The sequence below is a fragment of the Bacillus sp. GM2 genome (assembly GCF_056155945.1).
In genome coordinates this window covers 1,124,276-1,145,310 of the sequence record NZ_JBRKSZ010000007.1, presented here as the reverse complement: position 1 = coordinate 1,145,310, position 21,035 = coordinate 1,124,276, and the positions used below count along the sequence as shown (strand labels likewise).

The following is a 21,035-nucleotide window of genomic DNA, read 5'->3' as shown; positions in this document are numbered from 1 at the left end:
CATAAACAGAAGGATTTAACTTCTTCTTAACCAATTCTTAATTAATTCTTAAATGATTGGAGATGGTTTTGTTTAGGCAGCGAAAAACCAAACGTCGTTTTTTCCCACGGGACGCTCTGTGCCCATATGCGTCCGCGGTTTTTTTCGACGAGCGATTTGGCGATGGCAAGCCCCAGGCCGCTCCCGTCATCAAGGCTTCTCGACCGGTCTCTGCGGTACATTCTATCAAACACGTTTTCAATATCGTTTTCCGGAATTCCCGGACCTTGATCCCAGATGAGAAGCTGATATTCATGTTCTGATTCCGTCAGTTCGATTCCAAGTACTTTTCCCTCTTTTCCATAATGAATGCCGTTTCTCACGATGTTTTCGATCACGCGGATCAAGCTGAGCCGATCTGCGATAACAAAGCATTTCTTTTCCGGAAGCTGCACATTCAAATCAATGTCATGTTTTTTCAGTTCCGGCAAAAAGTCGATCAGCGTTTCCCTAGCGACTTCGGCAAGGTCAAAAAACTCTGTTTTCAACTGGACTTCATTCGCGTCCAATTTCGCCATGTTGAATATTTCATCGATCAATTGCTTGAGGCTGTTGGATTTTTTAGAAAGGATATTGAGATATTCCTGTTTCTCTTCTTCCGAAGACGCGACCCCGTCTTTTAATGCATCAACATAGCCAATAATTGATGTGAGCGGCGTTCGGATATCGTGGGAAATATTAGACAGCAGCCGTTTTCTGGCCGCTTCCGATTTTGCGGCGTTGATTTGAACTTTTTCAAGCTGCTCTATCAATTCGTTAATGGAAAAAATGATTTCATTAAACGGCTGACCGCCTTCCGCCAGCAATCTTCTTCTTAAATTTCCATCCGCCACGCGCTTCAGCTCGGTTTCGATCAGCTTTAAGCGATCGATGAAGCGAAGCCTCATCGTAAACAGCAGCGCGGTAACGGCAAACAGAAAAACAAACAACATTGTGCTGAAAACCCCAAAGGAAGCCGTTTTCATATAGATGAACAAAAGTGCTGCAATCGCCGCACATTGCAGAATGAGAAGCAGCAGCTTTTTATCGGTCAGCATCTTTCTCACCTACAAACTTATAGCCAATTCCCCAAACGGTTTGAATAAATTGTGGATCGGAAGGGTTCGGCTCTATTTTTTTTCTCAGCCTTCTGATATGCACCATGACCGTATTATCATCTTCTATGTATTGGTCGCTCCAAGCGTTTCGAAACAGCTGCGTTTTCGTAAATACCTGCCCCGGATTTGAGGCGAAAAACTTCAGAAGTTCAAACTCCTTCGCCGTCAGGGAGATCTCCTGTCCGCCTGCGGTGACCGTATATGTTTTCAAATCGATGGTCAATCCTTTAAATTGAATCAGCGATTGTTCATCAGAGCGGCTTTCGCTGCCGAGGACCAAAAAGCGCCTCAGCATGGCTTTGATCCGCGCAAGCACTTCGTTTACGCTGAAGGGCTTTGTTATATAATCGTCGGCACCGATGGACAGTCCTAAAATTTTATCGCCTTCAAGGTCTTTGGCGGTCAGCATCAGGATCGGAACATTCGTATGATTCCTCATCCTTCTGCAGACCTCGATGCCGTCGATTTTCGGCATCATGACATCCAATATCACGAGGTGGTAATGGTTTTGTTCAAACAGCCTTAACGCATCTTCTCCGTCAACTGCCACGTCAACCTCATAACACTCTCTTTTTAAATAGGTTTTCAATAAATCTCTGATTTCTTTTTCATCATCCGCTATGAGCACTCGAATGGTTTCCACTTGGTTCACCCGCTTTTATTTTGTCTTGATAGATGTTCACACCGCAGCACCCGCTGCTGCATGTTTTTTGAAATATTTCCTCTCTTTTCTTTGCCTTTCATTATAACAGAGAGTTGATAAGGCAAACAAAAGGCACCCTGAAAAGGATGCCGTTTTGTTCATATTTTGACAGTCTTATTGATGATATCATGGATCAATCTTGCATTTCTTTCAAGAATGTCGGGATGGGACTTGGAGATCATTTGCATATGGGTTCCGGCTCCTTGAACGACTGTAAAGGTTTTGGACGCCGCTTTTTCCCACATCATCATATTTTCATCCCGCTGATTGTCGCTTGACTTGATATAGCTGATATGTCCGTCAATTGCGCCGGTTGTGACTGTGTTTTGTATATATACATAAGACTTCATCACCAAGTCCACTAAATAGTCGCTCAATAATTTCTCTGCATCGCGGTATTTCTCAAGTTCAAATGTTTTGGATATCTCTTCTCTGTATTCCTCCTCTGTGAACTGATGTTTCTCGGCTTTTGTCCGATATTTTGAATCGATGATGATCAAATCTTCGACTTCATATCCTTGCCGGTTCAATTCTTTCGCCACATCAAATGCCAGGATTCCGCCGGATGAATAGCCGATTAATGTGTATGGCCCTTCACCTTGAATGTTTTTGATGATATCTGCGTATTTTCGAATCCTGTTTGCGGATGGAATGAAGTTGAAGCTGTACACCGAATGCTGCTTTAGATGCTTGGCCAAGCCCATGTAGGCAATGCCCATCGACGCGGCCGGCGGGAAGCAGAACAGGTTTTTGCCGCCTTCTTCCGCCCTGGTCAGCTGCATGCAATCATCTGTGTAGTCTTTCAGCAGGTCTTGTGCATGCTTCAGAAAATCAGACAGCTCTTTAATGGTCGGCTTGGAGAAAATGTCCTTAAACGGAACTCTGAAGCCAAGCTCTGCATATAGCCTAGAGACAAATGACATGACGTTTAAAGAATTCGCCCCGATATCGAATATGTTGGCGTTGATGCCAATCTGTTCGATATTCAGGATGTCTTCCCAAATGGCGGCCATTTTTTCTTCAAGTTCGTGTCTTGGAGGCTCGTATTCCAGTAAAGCGCCCGCGCTTCGATCTGGCTCTGGAAGGGCCTTCAAGTCGACTTTTCCGTTTGGTGTCAGCGGCAGCTCATCAAGCTTCAGCAAATAAGACGGCACCATATATTCCGGAAGCTCCTTCGCCAAAAACGCTTTGATGTCTTCCTGTGTGATGTCTCTTTCGGAAACGACGTATGCGCAAAGAACTTGATTGTTGCTTTGATCTGTTTTGGCGGCAACCGCCGCTTCTTTTATATCGCTGTGCCTTAACAATTGATGCTCGATTTCGCCAAGTTCGATGCGGTAGCCCCGAATCTTGACTTGATGATCGATCCGGCCCAGATACTCAATATGTCCATCCGGTCTCATCCTCGCAAGATCTCCTGTTCGATACATTCTTTCACCCGGTAAAAACGGATTTGGCAGGAATTTTTCAGACGTCAGCTCCGGTTTGTTCAAATAGCCTTTTGCGACTCCATCTCCGCTGATATACAGCTCTCCGGCAATTCCGACCGGCTGCACTTCCTGACGCTCATCCAAAATATAGAGCTGGACATTGGAGGCCGGCTTGCCGATCGGGACAGAAACTTGGCGGTCCCGTCCGACATCATATTGATAGATCATGCAGCCGACAACCGTTTCGGTCGGACCGTATTCATTGTAGATTTCAATGCTGTGATGAAATCTCTCCGTGATTTCTTTGGCCAGTTCCGTTTTTAAATCTTCCCCGCCGACGATCAGGCGTTTGATGCTTGATCCGCTGGCATCCATGTCTTTGACAAGGCTTAAATGAGACGGGGTTAATTTGACAATCCCGGCTTTTTGGTCTCTGAACACTTTTCGAATCAGCGGTTCCCCGTCCCCGCTATGCTGATAAACAATCACCCGGTTGCCTGAGATTAATGGCGTAAATATCGATGTCACCGTTAAATCAAAGGCAATGGATGAGTAGAGGGCAAAATCGAGCTGTTCGCCTCGGACATATACACGGTCAGCCCAGGTAATATAGTTGACCAGCCCTCTTTGCCTGATCATGACCCCTTTCGGTTTGCCTGTAGAACCTGACGTGTAGATGATATATGCAAGGCTGTCAGCGTTACCCGCCGGTTCCGGATTGTCAGCCGGATAACTGCTGAAATCTCCGGTTAATTCGACGGCTTCTTGATGAAGTGTGCCCAAGTCCTGCTTGTGATCCGCAAGAATGATGGCCGCGCCGCTGTCTTCAAGCATATACTTGATCCTTTCTTCCGGATAATCGGGATCAATCGGCAAATAGGCTCCTCCGGCTTTCAAAATCCCCATGATTCCGACCACCATTTCCGGTGAGCGTTCTGCCATGATGGCGACAATCGTATCCTCTTTGACTCCTTTGTCCCTGAGGTATCTGGCAAGCTGATTTGATTTTTCATTGATCTCACGGTACGTCAGTTTGTCATTTCCTGAGACAACCGCAGCAAGCTCAGGGGTTTTTTCGGCTTGTTCCTCAAACAGCCGGTGAATCGTCTGATTCGGATATTCCGCTTTCGTGTCATTCCATTCGTACAATAGTCTGTTTCTTTCAGCTTCCGAAAGGACTGTGATGTCGTTTAATGACTGATCTTCATTTTGGACGACCTGTTCCATCACTTGTTGAAGGTGTTCTTTGATACCGGCGATGATGTGGTCATGATAGATATTTCCGTCATAAGTCAATTTGATGACCAAACGTTCGCCCGGGACGGCCACAATATTAAATCCGTAATTTGTTTGTTCTTCGGCGTGAATTTCTTCAAAGACAAAACCGGCACCGCGTTTGCCGCTTGTCTCAAATGCACTCTGATCAACCGCGTAATTTTCGAAAATCAGGATATGATCCAGCAGCTCTCTTTTTAATTCACTGAGCGACTGTACTTCCGACAAATTCATGGCATGATATGTCCTGCCTTCCAGAGCCTGTTCCTGAACGCTTTTGATGAGTTCCTTAAAGCTTTGGCTTTTGTCCAGTCTAATTCTCGTCGGTACAGTGTTGATGAATAATCCGACCATTTTTTCGATTCCGGCTACTTGTGCATCCCTTCCGGAAATGACTGTACCGAATACGACATCATCCGTTTGATTGTACCTTGCCAAAAGCATTCCCCAAATGCATTGTAAAACAGTATGGAAAGTGACATTGTTACGGCTGGCAAGCTCTGTGATCCGTCCGGTCAATTGTTGCGGGAATTCGATGACGGCCTCTTTTCTCTTATATTTCGCATGTCCGGCAGAACCCGCCAAAACCGAAATCGGCGATTTTTCGGTAAAGCCTGATAAATAGTTTCTCCAGTACGCTTTTGCAGCTTCTTTATCCTGTTGCTGTAGCCACCCGATATAATCGCTGTACGGTCTTGCCTCTTCAAGCCGGTGTTTTCGCCCGGCTTCTTTCATATGATACATTTGGAACAGCTCTCCCATAATGATTCCCCGGGACCAGCCGTCAAGCAGAATATGGTGGTTTGTCCATATGAACGTATAACTGTCATCCCCGGTTCTCAGCAGCGCGGCTCTGATCAATGGTTCGCTGTTTAAGCGAAAACCTTTCTCCCGATCTGCTTTGCGATACGCTTGAATCACCTGCTCCCGTTCCGCCGGACTCTGCTTTCGCAAGTCATGATAGTCAAGATTGATCTTTCTGTCCTTGATGATCACATTTCTTGGTTCATCCGTTATTTCATATTCAATAGAGGCCCTTAGAATCTCGTGTCTTTCCATGATGTCATTGAACGTTTCTGCAAATAGACGCTCATCGATCAATCCTTTCATATTGATGGCCATTTGTTCAAAGTACGCCTGTGATTCCTTGTCTTCGAGCGCGTGGAACAGCATGCCCCTTTGCATGTTGGCAAGCGGATAGATTTTTTCGATTTCCATCCCTTTATATTTCAGTTTGATTTCCTCAAGCTGATCTAAGCTGATGCCTTTGTCTCCGTAATCGGACGGCGTTTTTTCCGTCTCTTCTCGTTCCGCGCAGTGGCGAATGACCGCTTTAAGAGCTTCTTTATAGTTTTGAGCAAAAGCTCTGACGACGTCTTCACTGTATGCTCTTGTGTTATAGGTCGTTTGAATGGCCAGTTTTCCCCTGAAGACCACCGCATTGATTTCGAGTGGATGTTCTCTTGTGATGCCCTTTCCGGCTGCTTCTCCCGGCGACAGATGTGATGAAGAAAATTCTCCGCTGTTGATGTCTTCATCAAGCTGTCCCAGGTAATTGAACAAGATTGGTGATGCTGCGCCTTTTGTGATCTCACTGTCCCGGGTGAGATACTTTAAAATTCCGTAGCCGATGCCTTTGTTCGGCACATTTCGCAAGTGCTCTTTCACCATTTTAATCGTCCTGGACATGTCTGTTTCTTGTCCCAGATCGATGAATACCGGGTATTTCGAGGTAAACCATCCGACCGTTCTGCTGATGTCGATGCCATCTGCCACCTGTTCTCTTCCATGCCCTTCCAGCGTGATTCTTAATTGATTTTGCCCGGTCATACCTCTTGCCGCCACCAGAAGCGCTGTGATCAGAAGATCGTTGATTTCGGTACGGTAAGCTTGGTTTGTTTCTCTTAAAAGCCGCGCTGTCTCCTCTTTTTCGAGTTCCGTGCTGAATGTTTTGCTGTCCTCAACTTTGAAGACACCTGCATCTTCATTCATTTCCAGGAATTTTACGTCGTCACAAATGGCCTTCAGCCAATACTGTTTTTCACCAAGCAGTTTTTCAGTTTTTGAATATTCCGTGATGTGCCGCGCATATTCCTGGTAGGAAGCCGTTTTTGGATAAAACTCGACTTTTTCCCCATTCGATAACTGGCTGTATCCCAGCGCCAAATCTTCAAATAATATTCTCCAGGAGATCCCGTCGACCACAAGGTGATGGATGATGATCAGCAGGTGATCCCCATTATTCGTTTTGAAGAGCGCCAATTTGACCAAAGGGCCGGTTTTAATATCGATGCTTTGCTGAAGTTCCGTTGCCAATTGGTACACTTTCTGAGGCTGGTCGTTTTCGCTCGAGACATCATAGATAAATAGGTCAAACAGCTGTTTGTCCGGTCCCCGGTTGTACTGAATGATCTTTCCGTCTTCTTCTGTAAACACCGTCCGGAGTGCATCGTGATGTTTGATGATTTCTTTGAACACACGTTTGACGATGCTCTCGTCGAATCCGTTTTTCCTATAAAGCATAACCGCATGGTTGTAATGGTTCCTGTCCGTTTTGTTCAACGAGAAATACTCTTGTTGAATCGGGGTCAAGAGAACCTCGCCCTCTACCGTTTCATAGGATGCTGATTTGTCGGATTCGGCTTTGACATATCGGCTCAAAGACTTGATTTGCGGATTTGCAAATAGATCTTTCATTTCCAGTGACAGGCCTTCTCTTGATAATCTTGAGATCATTTGCAGCGCTTTGATGGAATCGCCGCCTGCTGCAAAAAAGTGATGAGTGATCCCGATCTTGTCAATGCCAAGTACTTCTTCCCATATTTGAACAAGCTTTTCTTCCGTCTCGTTCCGCGGCGGTTCATATTCCGTCTCTTTTCCCGGCTGCGGTTCAGGCAATGCAGCCGTATCGATCTTCCCGTTGGCTGAAAGCGGCATCTTCTCAATTTGGACAAATGAAGACGGAATCATATATTCTGGAAGCTCACGCATCAGGTACGTCCTGATGTCCTCGAACAGCAATTCCGCGTCTGCTGTGAAATAGGCGCACAGCTGTTTTGCACCTTTATGGTCTTCCCTTGCAGCAATAAAGGCTTCCTTGATATCATCATGAGCCAACAGCCTGTTTTTGATTTCTTCCGGTTCTATTCTGTAGCCCCTTACCTTTACTTGGCTGTCCATCCGGCCTGCAAGTTCGATATTTCCATCGCTCAGCCTTCTGGCAAGATCTCCGGTTCTGTACATTTTTGTATGCGGTGCAAACGGATTTTCGACGAATTTTTCTTTCGTGATATCCGGTTTGTTTACATAGCCGCCTGTCACTCCGGCTCCTGCGATGCAGAGCTCTCCGTACACACCTTCCGGAAGCAGTTTCATGTTTTCATCCAGCACATATGCATTCGTATTATGAATCGGAGTGCCGATAACCGGATATTCTTTGAAAGAATGGAGGTGTTCCGGGTCGATCACTTTAAAGACTGAGCCGATTGTCGTTTCCGTCGGGCCATAATGATTCATGACTACATGATCCGGATATTGGTTGTAAAATGTCTCAACATCCCTTGTATTGATCATCTCCCCGCCCAAGACGACCAGCCTGAGAGTAGCGCAAGGTTTTTCGGCGGAAAAGCCCGGATCATTGACAAAAATGTTAAACAGAGACGGCGTCAGCTTGATATAGGTGATGCCGTTTTCTTTGATATACTGTAAAGCCCGGTGCGCATTTGTATAACATTCTTTACGTGCGATATGCAGTTCGCTTCCGCTTAACAGCGCCGAAAAGATGCTCGTATAGCCCAAATCGAACGCATATGAGGACACAAGCATGGCTTTGTCGTTTTCTGTAAGACCCGCTTCCTTCATAAACCAAGTTGTATAATTCACCACATTCCCGTGTCTGACAAATACGCCTTTCGGCTTTCCGGTGGATCCTGATGTGTATATAATATATGCATTCTGATCGGCTGAACCCGATGCAGACAGGTTTGACGCGGCCTTCGCATCAATCAAACCGTCGGCAACATTGACGATTTCTCCAGCGAACGCGACGTTTTCTTTGACAGAGCCTTTGACAAGCAATATTGCAGCTCTGCTGTCACTTAAAATCTCATTCGTCCGTTTGGACAATTGCTCCGGCTCGATCGGCACGTAAGCCGCTCCGGCTTTCAGTACCGCCAGCATGGAAATGATCATCTCAAGCGATGGTTCAATCATGATCGCTACAGGTGCACCGGCGCTTGCTCCTTTGTCTCTCAAAAGCCTTGCCAATTGATTTGCTTTTTCGTTCAGTTCCCTGTACGTCAGCTTTTCATCCGCAAAGACCACCGCTGTTTGCTCCGGCGTTTTGCCAGCCTGATGCTCAAACAACTGATGAACCGTTTGATCTTTAGGGTAATCTGTTTGTTGTCCTTGATTCTGATCCCGAAGCACTCTCATTTCTTCATCTGACAGCATGTTAACGTCGCTCAACGGCATTTGCGGATCGTTTGCCGCTTCCTTCAGAATATTGATCAAATGGACCGCCATTCTTTCAATCGTGGACTGCTTAAACAATTTTGTACTGTAGTTGAAAACACATTGAATGCCTTCATTTGTCTCAGCGGCTGTCAGCGTCAAATCAAATTTTGAGATGTTCGCCTCGGTTTGGAGCGGCTGGAATGTCAGGCCGTCGATGTCCGCTTCATCGCCGTCGAAGTTTTGCAGAACAAGCATGGTATCAAACAGCGGGTGTCTGCTCATATCCCGTTTGACATCAAGTTTTTCAACCAGTTCATCAAATGGATAGTCTTGATTTTCATAAGCTTTCAGCGCCGTTTCTTTCACTTCTTTTAAATAGTCGGCAAATGGCATGTCTCCTTTTGGATGGTTCCTCATCGCCAGCGTGTTGATAAACAGTCCGATGACATGTTTCAAATCGCTGTGATGCCTTCCCGCGATCGGTGAGCCGACAACGATATCCTCCTGGCCTGTATACTTCGCCAAGAGCGTTGTGTATCCCGCCAAAAGCAACATATACATCGTCGCGCCGTTCTCTTTCGCCAGTTTGTTCAGCATGGCGGACGTTTCGCCGTCTATTTCAAACTGGACGATATCTCCTTCAATCGAACGCTTTTGCGGACGTTTTTTATCCGCCGGCAAATTCAACACCGGCACTTCACCTTGAAAAACGTTGAGCCAGTAGTCTTCCTGGCGTTTAATCTCATCTTTTTGATAAAAAAGTTTTTGCCATTCTGAAAAGTCTTTGTACTGAATCGTTAACGGCGGCAATGTTTTCCCCTCATACAACTCGGCCAGCTCTCTTGTGAAAATGGCCATGGATACCCCGTCTGAAATGATATGGTGCATGTCGAGCATCAGTACATGCTCATCGCCACTCGCTTTTAATACTTCCGCTCTTAAAAGCGGCGCTTTTTCCAAAGCAAACGGCTTGATGAACGCTTTGATTTTTTCTTCTAGCCGGTCCTGTCCGAGTCGCCCGTACTTCACTTTAAAATCGACTTCTTTTTCGATTTTTTGTACAGGTTCGCCGTCAACCATCACAAAGGCCGTCCTCAAGGCTTCATGTCTTTCTATCAATTGCCGAAAAGCATCCTCGAACCGGTCGACATCAAAATCTCCTGCAATTTTCATGGCGAAAGGCATGTTGTAAGAGAGGCCGCCTGGTTCGATTTGATTAAGGATATACAGCCTTCTTTGTGCGGATGACAATGCGTAATACTCTTTCTCTTCCGCTTGTGTGATGGACGCATAAGGGCTTTCTTTCATGGATTCGATAAAATCACCGATGTCTTTGATTGTCGGTGTTTCGAATATTTGTCTTAAAGGGACTTCAATCTTCATTTCTTTATGCAATTTTGCAGTCAATGCCGCAGCTTTTAAGGAATGGCCGCCAAGTTCAAAGAAATTGTGGCTGATTCCGATGTTTTCGATCCCTAAAACGTCCTCCCAGATTGAGACAAGCTTTTCCTCTGTACGGTTCCTCGGTGCTTCGTACGCCGCTTCACTGATTGTGCCGCTTGGTTCAGGGAGCGCTTTTCTGTCGATTTTGCCGTTTGCCGTAAGCGGCAATTGATCGAGCTTGACAAAGTATGACGGCACCATGTAATCCGGCAGTTCCTTTAACAAGCATTTTCTGACGTCTGTAACGCCGGCCGTTTTGTCCGCGACGATATATGCGCATAGGTATTTCCCGCCGGCTTGATCTTCCCGCGCCATAACTGCCGCCGCGTCAATGCCTTCTATTTTCAGCAATTGGTTTTCGATTTCGCCCAGTTCGATTCTGAATCCGCGGATTTTGACTTGGTGGTCGATTCTTCCTAAATATTCGATTTGACCATCAGGTAAAAATCTTGCGAGATCCCCCGTCCTGTACATGTTTTCTCCCGGAACAAACGGGTTTGGAACAAATTTTCCAAGCGTGAGGTCAGGTCTGTTTAAGTATCCGCGGGCAAGGCCTTCCCCGCTCAGACAAAGTTCACCGGGCGTGCCCAACGGCAGCAGCTGCTGGTTGTGATTTAAAATATAAGCCTTGTGGTTGCTGATCGGCCGGCCGATGACGACTTTTTCGTCATCTTTTCGCAGCTCGCCCCGCGTTGAGCAAACGCTGTTTTCCGTCGGTCCGTATTCATTAAACAATTTGACGTTCGGCAGCTTTTCAAAATGCTGCCGGATCAGACTTTCATTGAAGCCTTCCCCTGCGACCGTGACAAATCTTAAATCCTCTAAAGGCTGCTCAATCGTGTCGAGCAGATTTAGATAAAAGCTCGGAACGGCCAGTAAGTTTGTCGCTTTATGCGTTCGCAGCACGCCGATGATCTCACGCGGATTCATCCGTAAATCTCTAATTAAAACCAGCTTCGCCCCAGATATAAGCGTCGTGAAAATATCTTCAACAGAACTGTCGAAAGAAAAGGACGGCACTTGAAGCGTGGCATCGGCTGTACTGTAGCCATACGATTGTTTCCTCCAATAAAGCGTATTGACAATTGATTGATGGTTGACCATGACACCCTTCGGCTTTCCGGTCGAACCTGAAGTATAGATGACATAAGCCATGTCGGCAGATCCGCTCGTGTGCCCTAAGTTCTCTGCGGCCATGTCTTTCGCCAGCCCTTTTTCGTTCATATCGATACAGGTGAAATCAACGTCAATCTGTTTGTCCGCCTTTTTCAGCAGGATGCTGATGCCGCTGTCTTCGATCATGTACCTGATCCGGTCTTCCGGATATTCGGGATCGATCGGCAAGTATGCGCCTCCGGCTTTCAGCACCGCCAGCATTCCGACGATCATCTCCACAGAACGTTCCGCCATAACGCCGACGATCATGTCAGGTTTGACGCCTTTTTCCCTTAACAGTCCCGCCAGCTGATTTGACCTTTCATTCAATGCTTTGTAAGAGAGCTCCTCCTTTTCAAATACAATCGCAGTATGCCCAGGCGTCCGTTCCGCCTGTTCTTCAAATAATTGATGGATCGTTTTATTCCTTGGATAATCTGCGGTTGTCCGGTTGAACTCATATAGGAGCGTCTTTCTTTCTTCCTCCGCCAGCATGTCAATCTCTGCGATTTTCCGGTTCTCATTTGCCGTCACTTGCTCAGCGACCCTTTTAATATGACCTTCGATATTGTTGATGATATCCCTGTCATAGACATTGCCGTCATATGTCAAAACAAGTGTGAGCTCTTCGCCTGGAGTCACCGACATGCTAAAGCTGTAATTGCTTTGTTCGGCAGCGCTGATCTCATTCACCTTAAAGCCTGTCTTCATTTGACTCTCTTCAAAGTCCTGTTCATCAGCTTCATAGTTTTCAAATACGAGAATATGATCGATCAGATCTTTCTTTAAGCTGCTCAAAGCCTGGACTTCAGCGAGATTCATATAGTTGTAGCGGTTGCTTTGAATCGCATCTTCCTGAACCTTTTGCAAACAATCGTTAAAACGCGCCTGCTCATTGAATCTGATTCTTGTCGGGATGGTGTTGATAAACAGACCGATCATGTCTTCGATTCCGTCTAAGTTTGCTTCCCTGCCAGATACGACCGTTCCAAACACGACATCATCGATCTTGTTGTATCTCGTTAGCATCAGGCCCCAAATCGTTTGAATTACCGTATGAAGCGTAACGCTGTTTTTGGCAGCGAGCTCCTTCAATTGTTTTGTCAGCTGTTTTGACAAATGGATGACCTTCTCCCGGCGGTCATAGCGGCTGCTTTTTTTGCGTTTTGTTAATGTAGGCAGCTGTGCCTGTTCCTCATACCCTTTCAAATATTCGCGCCAATATTGACGGGCCTCTTCCTGATCCTGACTTTCAAGCCACTTGATATAATCGCTGTACGGCTTCGTCTCCTTTAATGGACTGGCTTTGCCGTTCATCCGGTTTTCATAGATGACAAACAGCTCACGCATGATGATGCCAAGGCACCAGCCATCGAGTAAAATATGGTGATGGCTCCAGACAAGCCGGTACGAGCGCTCCGCCGTTTTCAGCAAATAAGCCCTCATCAGTACATCTCTGCTTAAATCAAAGCCTTTTTTTCGATCTTCATTGAGCAATCTTTCAATGAACATTTCCTGTTGCTGGGCGGAGCTTTTCGCGATATTGAAATAGGTGAAATCGATGCTGCGGTTTTCGATGATGATCTGCCTCGGTTCTTCAACGATTTCATATTCATAAGAGGCCCTTAAGATTTCATGCCGTTTCATGATGTCATTAAAGCTTGCCTCAAGAATCGCCGGATCGACATATCCTTCAATATCCATGACCGTCTGCTGAAAATATGCATCTGAGGTATGATCCTCGATGGCATGGAACAGCATACCTTTTTGCATGTTGGCAAGCGGATAGATTTTTTCAATGGCGCTCCTGTATTTTCCTTTGATTTCTTCAAGTTCGGCTAAACTGATATTTGTATCTCCATAATCGGACGGCGTTCGTTCGCTTTCCGTCTGTTGCGTGCAGTGCTTAATGATTTGTTCCAGGCGTTCTTTTAATTGATGATTCAGCCGGCTGATCGTATCTTTTTCGTATTCCATTTGATTAAAGGTTGTATGAATCACCAGTTCATGATTCATCACGATGGCGTTGATTTCGATAGAATGACTTCTCGCAATTTTTCCGCCGATGCTTTCCCCTTCGGAAAAGCTGGAGCCGGAAAATTCGCCGCGGTTTATGTCGGCATCGATCTCGCCTAAATAGTTAAATGAAATCCGGGCTTTTTCTTCGTTGATGAAGTCCGGGTCTTCAGCCATATACTTTAATAGCCCGTAGCCGATTCCTTTATTCGGTATTTTTCTCAACGTTTCTTTGACCATTTTGATCTGTTGGGAGAGGGCTTTTTCTTCTCCTGCATCAAGAAGCACCGGATACATCGTCGTAAACCAGCCGATTGTTCTCGTGATGTCAACGCCTTCTAAAATATCTTCCCTGCCGTGGCCTTCCATCATGACCTTCAGTTTGTTTTCACCTGTGATGTCCCTTGCTCCGGTCAGTAATGCCGTTAACAAAATATCGTTGATTTCGGTATTGTAGGCTCTGTTCGTGTTTCGCAAAAGGTCCGCTGTTGCCTCTTTGCCGAGCTTGATGCTCAACGTAGTGCTGTTTTCGTATACATCTTCCTTTAATACGTTCTTTGGCGGAATAAACCGGACACGAGCCTTGGCAATGTTCCGCCAATACTCGGCTTCCTTCGATAATGTTCGGCTGTGGGCGTATGCTTTTAACCTGCGGGCGAATTCTTGATAGGAATCCGTTTTGTAGCCGATCTCAAGCGTTTGCCCCTTTAATGCCTGACTGTACAATGTTTCGAAGTCCTCAAACAGAATTCTCCACGATACACCGTCGACGACAAGGTGATGGATTACAATGAGCAGGTGGTCTCCCTCATCAGCCCGGAAGATGCCGAGATGAACAAGTTTTCCTTTTCTAATCGATGATAGTTTTTGAATGCTCGTCGCCAGCTCATATACCTTTTCCGCTTGACGATCAAGACCTCTTACATCATAAACATCCAGGTCGAACAGATCTTCCCGAAAGCTTCTGTTGTACTGAATGAAGTCCCCGCCTTTTTCTTCATAGATCATCCTTAACGCGTCGTGCTGCTCCATTAATTTATTGAAAGCCTTTTTGACACAGCTTTCGTCAAATCCGCCCTTTCTGAAGAGCACAAAAGACTGGTTAAAGTGATCCAGTTCTTCTTTGTTATTAGCAAAATACCATTTTTGGATCGGAGTGAGTTCTGCATGTCCCGTGACGGTTGTATTGGCATTTTTCCTCTGTGATTGTTTTTTAACATATTTGGCAAGTTCCTTGATTCTCGGATTGGCGAACAAATCCTTCATTTCAAGCTTCAGGCCAAGCCTGGACAGCCTTGAGACGATTTGCAACGCCTTGATCGAATCTCCTCCTGCTGCAAAGAAGTGATGGCTGATACCGATGTCTCCGGCACCGAGAACATCCCTCCAGATGTCAACGAGCTTAGCTTCTGTGTCATTCCGCGGTGCTTCGTATTCCGCTCCTGTGGCGACATGTCTGTCAGGTGCAGGAAGGGCTTTTCGATCGACTTTATCGTTTGATGTGAGCGGCAGCTTATCAAGTCTGACAAAATAAGCCGGAATCATATAGTGAGGAAGCTCTTTTTCGAGCCATTCACTGATCTCGGTTGATGTCCAGTCTTCTTTGGAGACGATATAAGCGCACAAATAATCGCTGTGGTCATCGTCCTTCCTGGCTATAACCGCCGCTTCGTCGATTTTGTCAAGCTTGAGCAATTGATTCTCGATTTCCCCCAGTTCAATCCGGTATCCGCGAATTTTCACCTGATGGTCTATTCTTCCTAAAAACTCGAGATGTCCATCAGGCAGCCATCTGGCCAGATCACCCGTCCGGTACAATCTTTCCCCTGATGCAAACGGATGTGAAATAAACTTTTCGGCTGTCAGTTCCGGCCGGTTTAAATACCCGCGCGCAAGGCTCATTCCGCCGACGCACAGCTCTCCAACAACGCCTGTCGGCACAGGCTTCTGGTTTTGATCCAATACATATACGTTTGTATTGGCAATCGGACTGCCGATATGAGGACGACCGGATCCTTCGTAAATCCCCGCCGTTGCACAGACCGTCGTTTCCGTCGGTCCGTAGGCATTGATAAACAGCCGATTTCCGGACCATCTTTTTGCGAGTTCTTCGCTGCAGGCAGAGCCCGCGGAAACGATTACTTTGAGGTTTTCCAATCCGGATTCATCCAACACATTCAGTACGGTCGGCGGCAAGGTCGCATGAGTGATGTTATACTGCCTTAGAAAGCTTGTTAACGGCTGCCCCGGCATCATTTCCTCCTGCCGTCCCAACACTAAAGCCGACCCGGCTGCCAGCGCCGGAAAGATTTCAAATGCTGACGCATCAAATGATAGTGAAGCAAATTGAATCACTCTGCTGCCCGTGTTTAAATGCATCAATTTGACAACCGCTGAAACGAGATTGCTCAGCCCTTTTTGTTCGATTAAGACGCCCTTCGGTTTTCCTGTGGACCCTGAAGTATAGATGATGTAAGCCAAATCCCCGCTGCGGCTGACAGGCTCCAATTGAGCCGCATCCTGTGCGGCAATTTGCTTGTCGTGAATATCAATGTTGATCATGTCGGCCTCTTTGATAAAGGCCCGTTTTTTGATGAGCGCCTCTTCCGACAGAAGAAACTTTGTTTGGCTGTCGCCCAGGATGTATTTGATCCTGTCTTCAGGATATGCCGGATCAAGCGGCAGGTACGCGCCTCCGGCCTTCAAAATTCCCAGAAGGCCGATGATCATCTCGGGAGAGCGGTCCACCATGATGCCGACGGCTGTGTCCGGTTGAACCCCTTTTTCTCTTAAAAACCGGGCCAGCTGATTTGACCTCTCATGCAATTGTCGATATGTCAGCGTTTGATCTTCAAACACGACCGCGGTTTTGTCAGGCGATGTCTCCGCCCGCTCCGCAAACAGCTGGCAAATGGTTTTGTCTGTTGGAGCATCCGTTTTCGTATCATTAAACCGATATAGCAATGTGTTTTTTTCGTCTTCTGACATGGCCTCTATTTGATCAAGCCGCTTGTCCGTCCGTTTGGAAATGTCTTCTAAAACACGGACGAAATGCGCCGCCATCCTTTCGACCGTTTCTCTTTTAAACAGTTTTGTACAGTATTCCAAATCAAATTCTATCTTCGAGTCTTTTTCGATTGCCGATAAAGTAAGGTCAAATTTTGAAATATGGATGTCGCTTTCAAACGGTTCAAATGTGAGCCCTTCTATTTCAGCATCCGCTTTTTCCAGGTTTTGCAGGACAAACATCGTATCAAACAGCGGATTTCTGCTCATGTCGCGTTCAAGGTCAAGCTGTTCGACAAGATCATCAAATTGATAATCTTGGTTTTCATATGCCTTCAGCGCCGTCTCTTTTACATCTTGCAAATATTCAGCGAATGTCTTGTCGCCTTTCGGATGATTTCTCATCGCCAGCGTATTGACAAACATTCCGATCACATGTTTCAGCTCGTGATGTTTTCTTCCTTGAATCGGCGTTCCGATAATCAAATCTTCCTGTCCGCTATATGTTCTAAGCAAAACCGTATACGCCGCCAGAAGAAGCATATACATGGTGGCTCCATTGTCTTTGGCGATCCGCTTGAGCTTCTTCGTCAATTCGCCGTCGATTGCAAAACCGATTCTATCGCCTTCAACACTGTGCATTTGCGGCCTCGGGTAATCCGTCGGCATGTTGAGGACTGGAATCTCGCCTTTGAAAATATTGAGCCAGTACTCTTTTTGCCTTTTCATCTCATCTTTTTGATAAAAATCCCTTTGCCATTCTGAATAGTCTTTATATTGGAGGCTGAGCGGCTCCAGTTCTTTTCCGCCGTACAAATCGCAAATTTCTTTTGTCAAAACCCCCATCGATGCACCGTCTGAAATGATATGGTGCATATCAAACAGAATGATATGTTCCTCGTCATCAACCTTGACCACCTCTGTTCTAAAAAGCGGGGCCTTTTTTAAATCAAACGGTCTGACAAATTGTTTGATGATCTCCTGAATCGATAGAGACTCTATTTTGCTGCATTTGATGCTGAAATCTACTTCTTTTTCAATCTTTTGAACAGGCTCTCCATCCGCCATCAAGAAGGACGTTCTAAGCGCTTCATGTCTTTGAATGACAATTTGCAATGCGTTCTCAAACCGGCGTATATCGAAGGAGCCCTTGACTTTCATGGTAAAAGGGATGTTGTAGGACAATCCGCTCCCTTCGATTTGACCTAGAATGTACAGTCTTTTTTGCGCGGATGAAAGACGATAGTATTCTTTTTCTTCCACTTTTTTAATAGATGAATAGACACTATCTTTTGTCGATCTGATATATTCTCCCAACCCTTTGATCGTCGGCGTTTTAAAGATTTGCCCAAGAGGGATTTCCGCTTTCAGCTCCTTTCGGATTCTTGCCGCCAGCGCGGCCGCTTTGAGAGAATGTCCCCCCATCTCGAAGAAATGATCGTTGATACCCGTTTTTTCTACCTTTAAAATATCCCGCCAAATTGCTGCCAGCTTTTCTTCCGTTTCATTTCGCGGCGCTTCATATTCGTTTTCCGCCCCCGCCGTTCTGTCCGGCTCAGGCAGGGCTTTTCTGTCCACTTTCCCGTTTTTGGTGAGCGGCAGCTTGTCCAATTTGACAAAATATGCGGGAATCATGTATTCCGGAAGCTTTTCACCTAAAAATCCTTTCAGCTCATCAAGGGAAATCTCGCGATTCGCCGTGATATAGGCGCAAATGTACGGGCGGCTTTCTTCGTCTTCCCTGACGGTGACGATCGTCTCATTGATGTCTTCATGCATCTCCAGCCGGCTTTCGATTTCGCCAAGTTCGATCCTGAAGCCGCGGATTTTCACCTGGTGGTCGATTCGGCCGATGAATTCGATGTTGCCGTCAGGCAGCCATTTCGCTAAATCGCCCGTCTTGTACAGCCTTTCTCCCGGAATGAACGGATGCGGGATGAATTTTTCCGCCGTCAGTTCCTCGCGGTTTAAATATCCTTTGCTTAAACCGTCGCCTGCGATGCACAGCTCTCCGGGAACCCCGATCGGAAGGATCTTGCCGGCTTCGTCCATGATCAAAACCGACGTATTCGCCAGCGGGCTGCCGATCGGAATCGTTTCCGCCTCATCGTCTATCTCGTTGATGAAATAATATGTCGCATATACCGTGCTTTCTGTCGGGCCGTAAACATGAATCAATTTATCCCGGCCGACATGATCCAGCACTTTTCTCACATGCGGTATCGACGCTCTTTCCCCGCCGAAGAGGATTTTTCGCAGCTTGGCAAGGCAGCCGATATTGATGTCGGCGAGCGTATTGAACAGCGCCGTCGTAATGAACATCACACTGACTTGTTCTTTTTTTATCACTTCGGCCAGCTCATGTGTATTCAAGACCGTCTCTTTTTCGATCAGGACGAGTGACGCTCCGTTTAAGAGAGCTCCGAAGATGTCGAACACCGATCCGTCAAACGAATAGTTGGACAGTTGGAGGATGACATCGTTTCCTGTGATGTCAATATAATTGGTATTTTTAACGACTCTTGCCGCACTGTAATGCGGGGTGACGACGCCTTTCGGCATTCCCGTAGATCCTGATGTGTAGATGATATAGGCGGTATCGCCGGAATCATTGACAGAACTGAGCCGTTCTTTACTGAATCCGTCCGCCACTCCTTTATCCAGATGAATGATGTCAGCCTCACAGTCAATTCCATCTGCCGCTTTTCCTTGCGCAAGCAGCACCGCGGCTTTCGTGTCGCTGAGCATGAAGGCTATTCTGTGTTTAGGCGTTTCAGGGTCAATTGGCAGATAAGCGCCGCCCGCTTTTAAAATCCCGATGATGCCGATGATCATCTCGAAGGAGCGGTCCGCGATGATCGCCGCAATCGAGCCTCTGCCGATCCCTTTTTCTCTGAGGAGCCTCGCGGTTTGGTTTGCTTTCTCATTCAGCTCTCTGTAGGTCATGCGCTGAGCACCGAACACAAGAGCCGTATGGTCAGGCGTCTTCATGGCCTGTTCCTCAAAGAGCTCATGAAGCGGCTTGTCTTTTGGGTAACCCGTTTTTGTATCGTTGAATGTGTGTAAAATCCTGTGTTGTTCTTCTTTTGACACAAGGTTGATGTCTCTTAATGTTTGTGTCTCATCTTCCGCCACTTGTTCTGCGACGGTAATGATATGCTTTTCTAATGTTTCGATGATGGTGTTGTCATATACATTTTCATCATAGATGAAGAGCAGTTTTAATTGATCGTCAAGAGCTGCGGAAATGCTGAAATGGTAATTGGTCTGTTCTTCCCCGCTGACATTCACCATTTCAAAACCTACATCATTTTTTTCTTCAAACGCTTTTTGGTCAACGGCATAGTTTTCAAAGACCATGACATGGTCGATCAAATCGTTTTTCAACTCGCTTAGCGCTTGAACCTCCGCTAAATTCATATAATTGTAGCGGCTGCTTTCCAAAGCGTCGGCTTGGGTTTGGCGCAGAACATCTTTAAAAAGCTTGTCTTTGTCCAGCCTGATTCTGGTCGGGATGGTGTTGATGAAGACGCCGACCATTGTTTCTATACCTTCCACTTCGGCATCTCTGCCGGAAACAACGGTTCCGAACACCACATCCTCGCTGTTGTTGTATTTCGCCAAAATCACGCCCCAAATGCTTTGCAGCACTGTATTGATCGTTACATGATTCCGGTTGGCCAATTTAATCAGGCGATTTGTCAATTCTTTGGAACATTCAATCGTTTTCTCTCTTCTTTTAAACCCCGTCTCAGAAGGTGTGCGGAGCTTTGGAAGCGAATTTTTTTGATCATAGCCGCTCAAATAGCTCTCCCAATAGCTCTGAGCTTCTTCTTTATCCTGATCCTCCAGCCATTTGATGTAATCGCTGTACGGCCTCGGGTCTTCCAATTGATGATGTTGACCTTTCCGCTTCATTTCATATATCGTCAACAGCTCATCCAGGATGATGCCAAGGCACCATCCGTCAAGCAATATGTGATGATACGTCCAGACAAATTGATACGAATCGTCAGACATTCTGATGAGACAGGCTCTCATCAACGTATCTTTGGCTAGGTCAAAACCCTTTTGTCTATCTTCTGCCAAATATCTTTCCAAAACGCCGTCTTGATCATGCCGGCCTCGTATATCAAGATAGTCAAACTTCATGTGCCGATCTTTGATAATGACGTGCAGCGGCTCATCCAATCTGTGATGAAATGATGCTCTTAGGATCTCATGCCTTTTCATGACTTCATTTAGGCTTTCTTCAAACATCCGCTCATCCACATCACCTTTTAATTCAATGATGAACTGCTCAAAATATGCGTGTGACGCTTCGTCTTTCATGGCATGAAACAGCATTCCTTTTTGCATGTTTGATAACGGATATATTTTCTCAACTTTTGTTTTCATATCGTCATCTCATCTCCT

3 protein-coding genes are annotated in these 21,035 nt (G+C 46.2%); all 3 read right to left on the bottom strand.

The window, feature by feature from the left end; translation table 11 throughout:
• Positions 1-41 precede the first annotated feature (41 nt).
• The 3 genes from ACVC9U_RS06670 to bacC all read right to left on the bottom strand — a co-directional run bounded on the left by ACVC9U_RS06670 (position 42) and on the right by bacC (position 21,017).
• Entirely contained in the window at positions 42-1,076 is a 1,035-nt protein-coding gene (locus ACVC9U_RS06670) for a sensor histidine kinase (RefSeq protein WP_075754050.1), read from the bottom strand.
• Positions 1,063-1,779: a response regulator transcription factor gene (locus ACVC9U_RS06665; RefSeq protein ID WP_441390350.1), complete on the bottom strand. Its 717-nt coding sequence runs from the start codon at positions 1,777-1,779 to the stop codon at positions 1,063-1,065. Before ACVC9U_RS06665 ends, ACVC9U_RS06670 begins: the two co-directional genes overlap by 14 nt.
• Before the next feature lie 158 nt (positions 1,780-1,937).
• A complete protein-coding gene (bacC, locus tag ACVC9U_RS06660) occupies positions 1,938-21,017 on the bottom strand; it encodes a bacitracin non-ribosomal peptide synthetase BacC (RefSeq protein ID WP_441390348.1) in 19,080 nt (6,359 codons plus the stop codon).
• Positions 21,018-21,035: the final 18 nt, after the last annotated feature.

Excerpts from the sequence above, each read along its gene's own strand:
- ACVC9U_RS06670 (WP_075754050.1), bottom strand. The coding sequence starts at position 1,076 with ATGCTGACCGATAAAAAGCTGCTGCTTCTCATTCTGCAATGTGCGGCG.
- bacC (WP_441390348.1), bottom strand. The coding sequence starts at position 21,017 with ATGAAAACAAAAGTTGAGAAAATATATCCGTTATCAAACATGCAAAAA.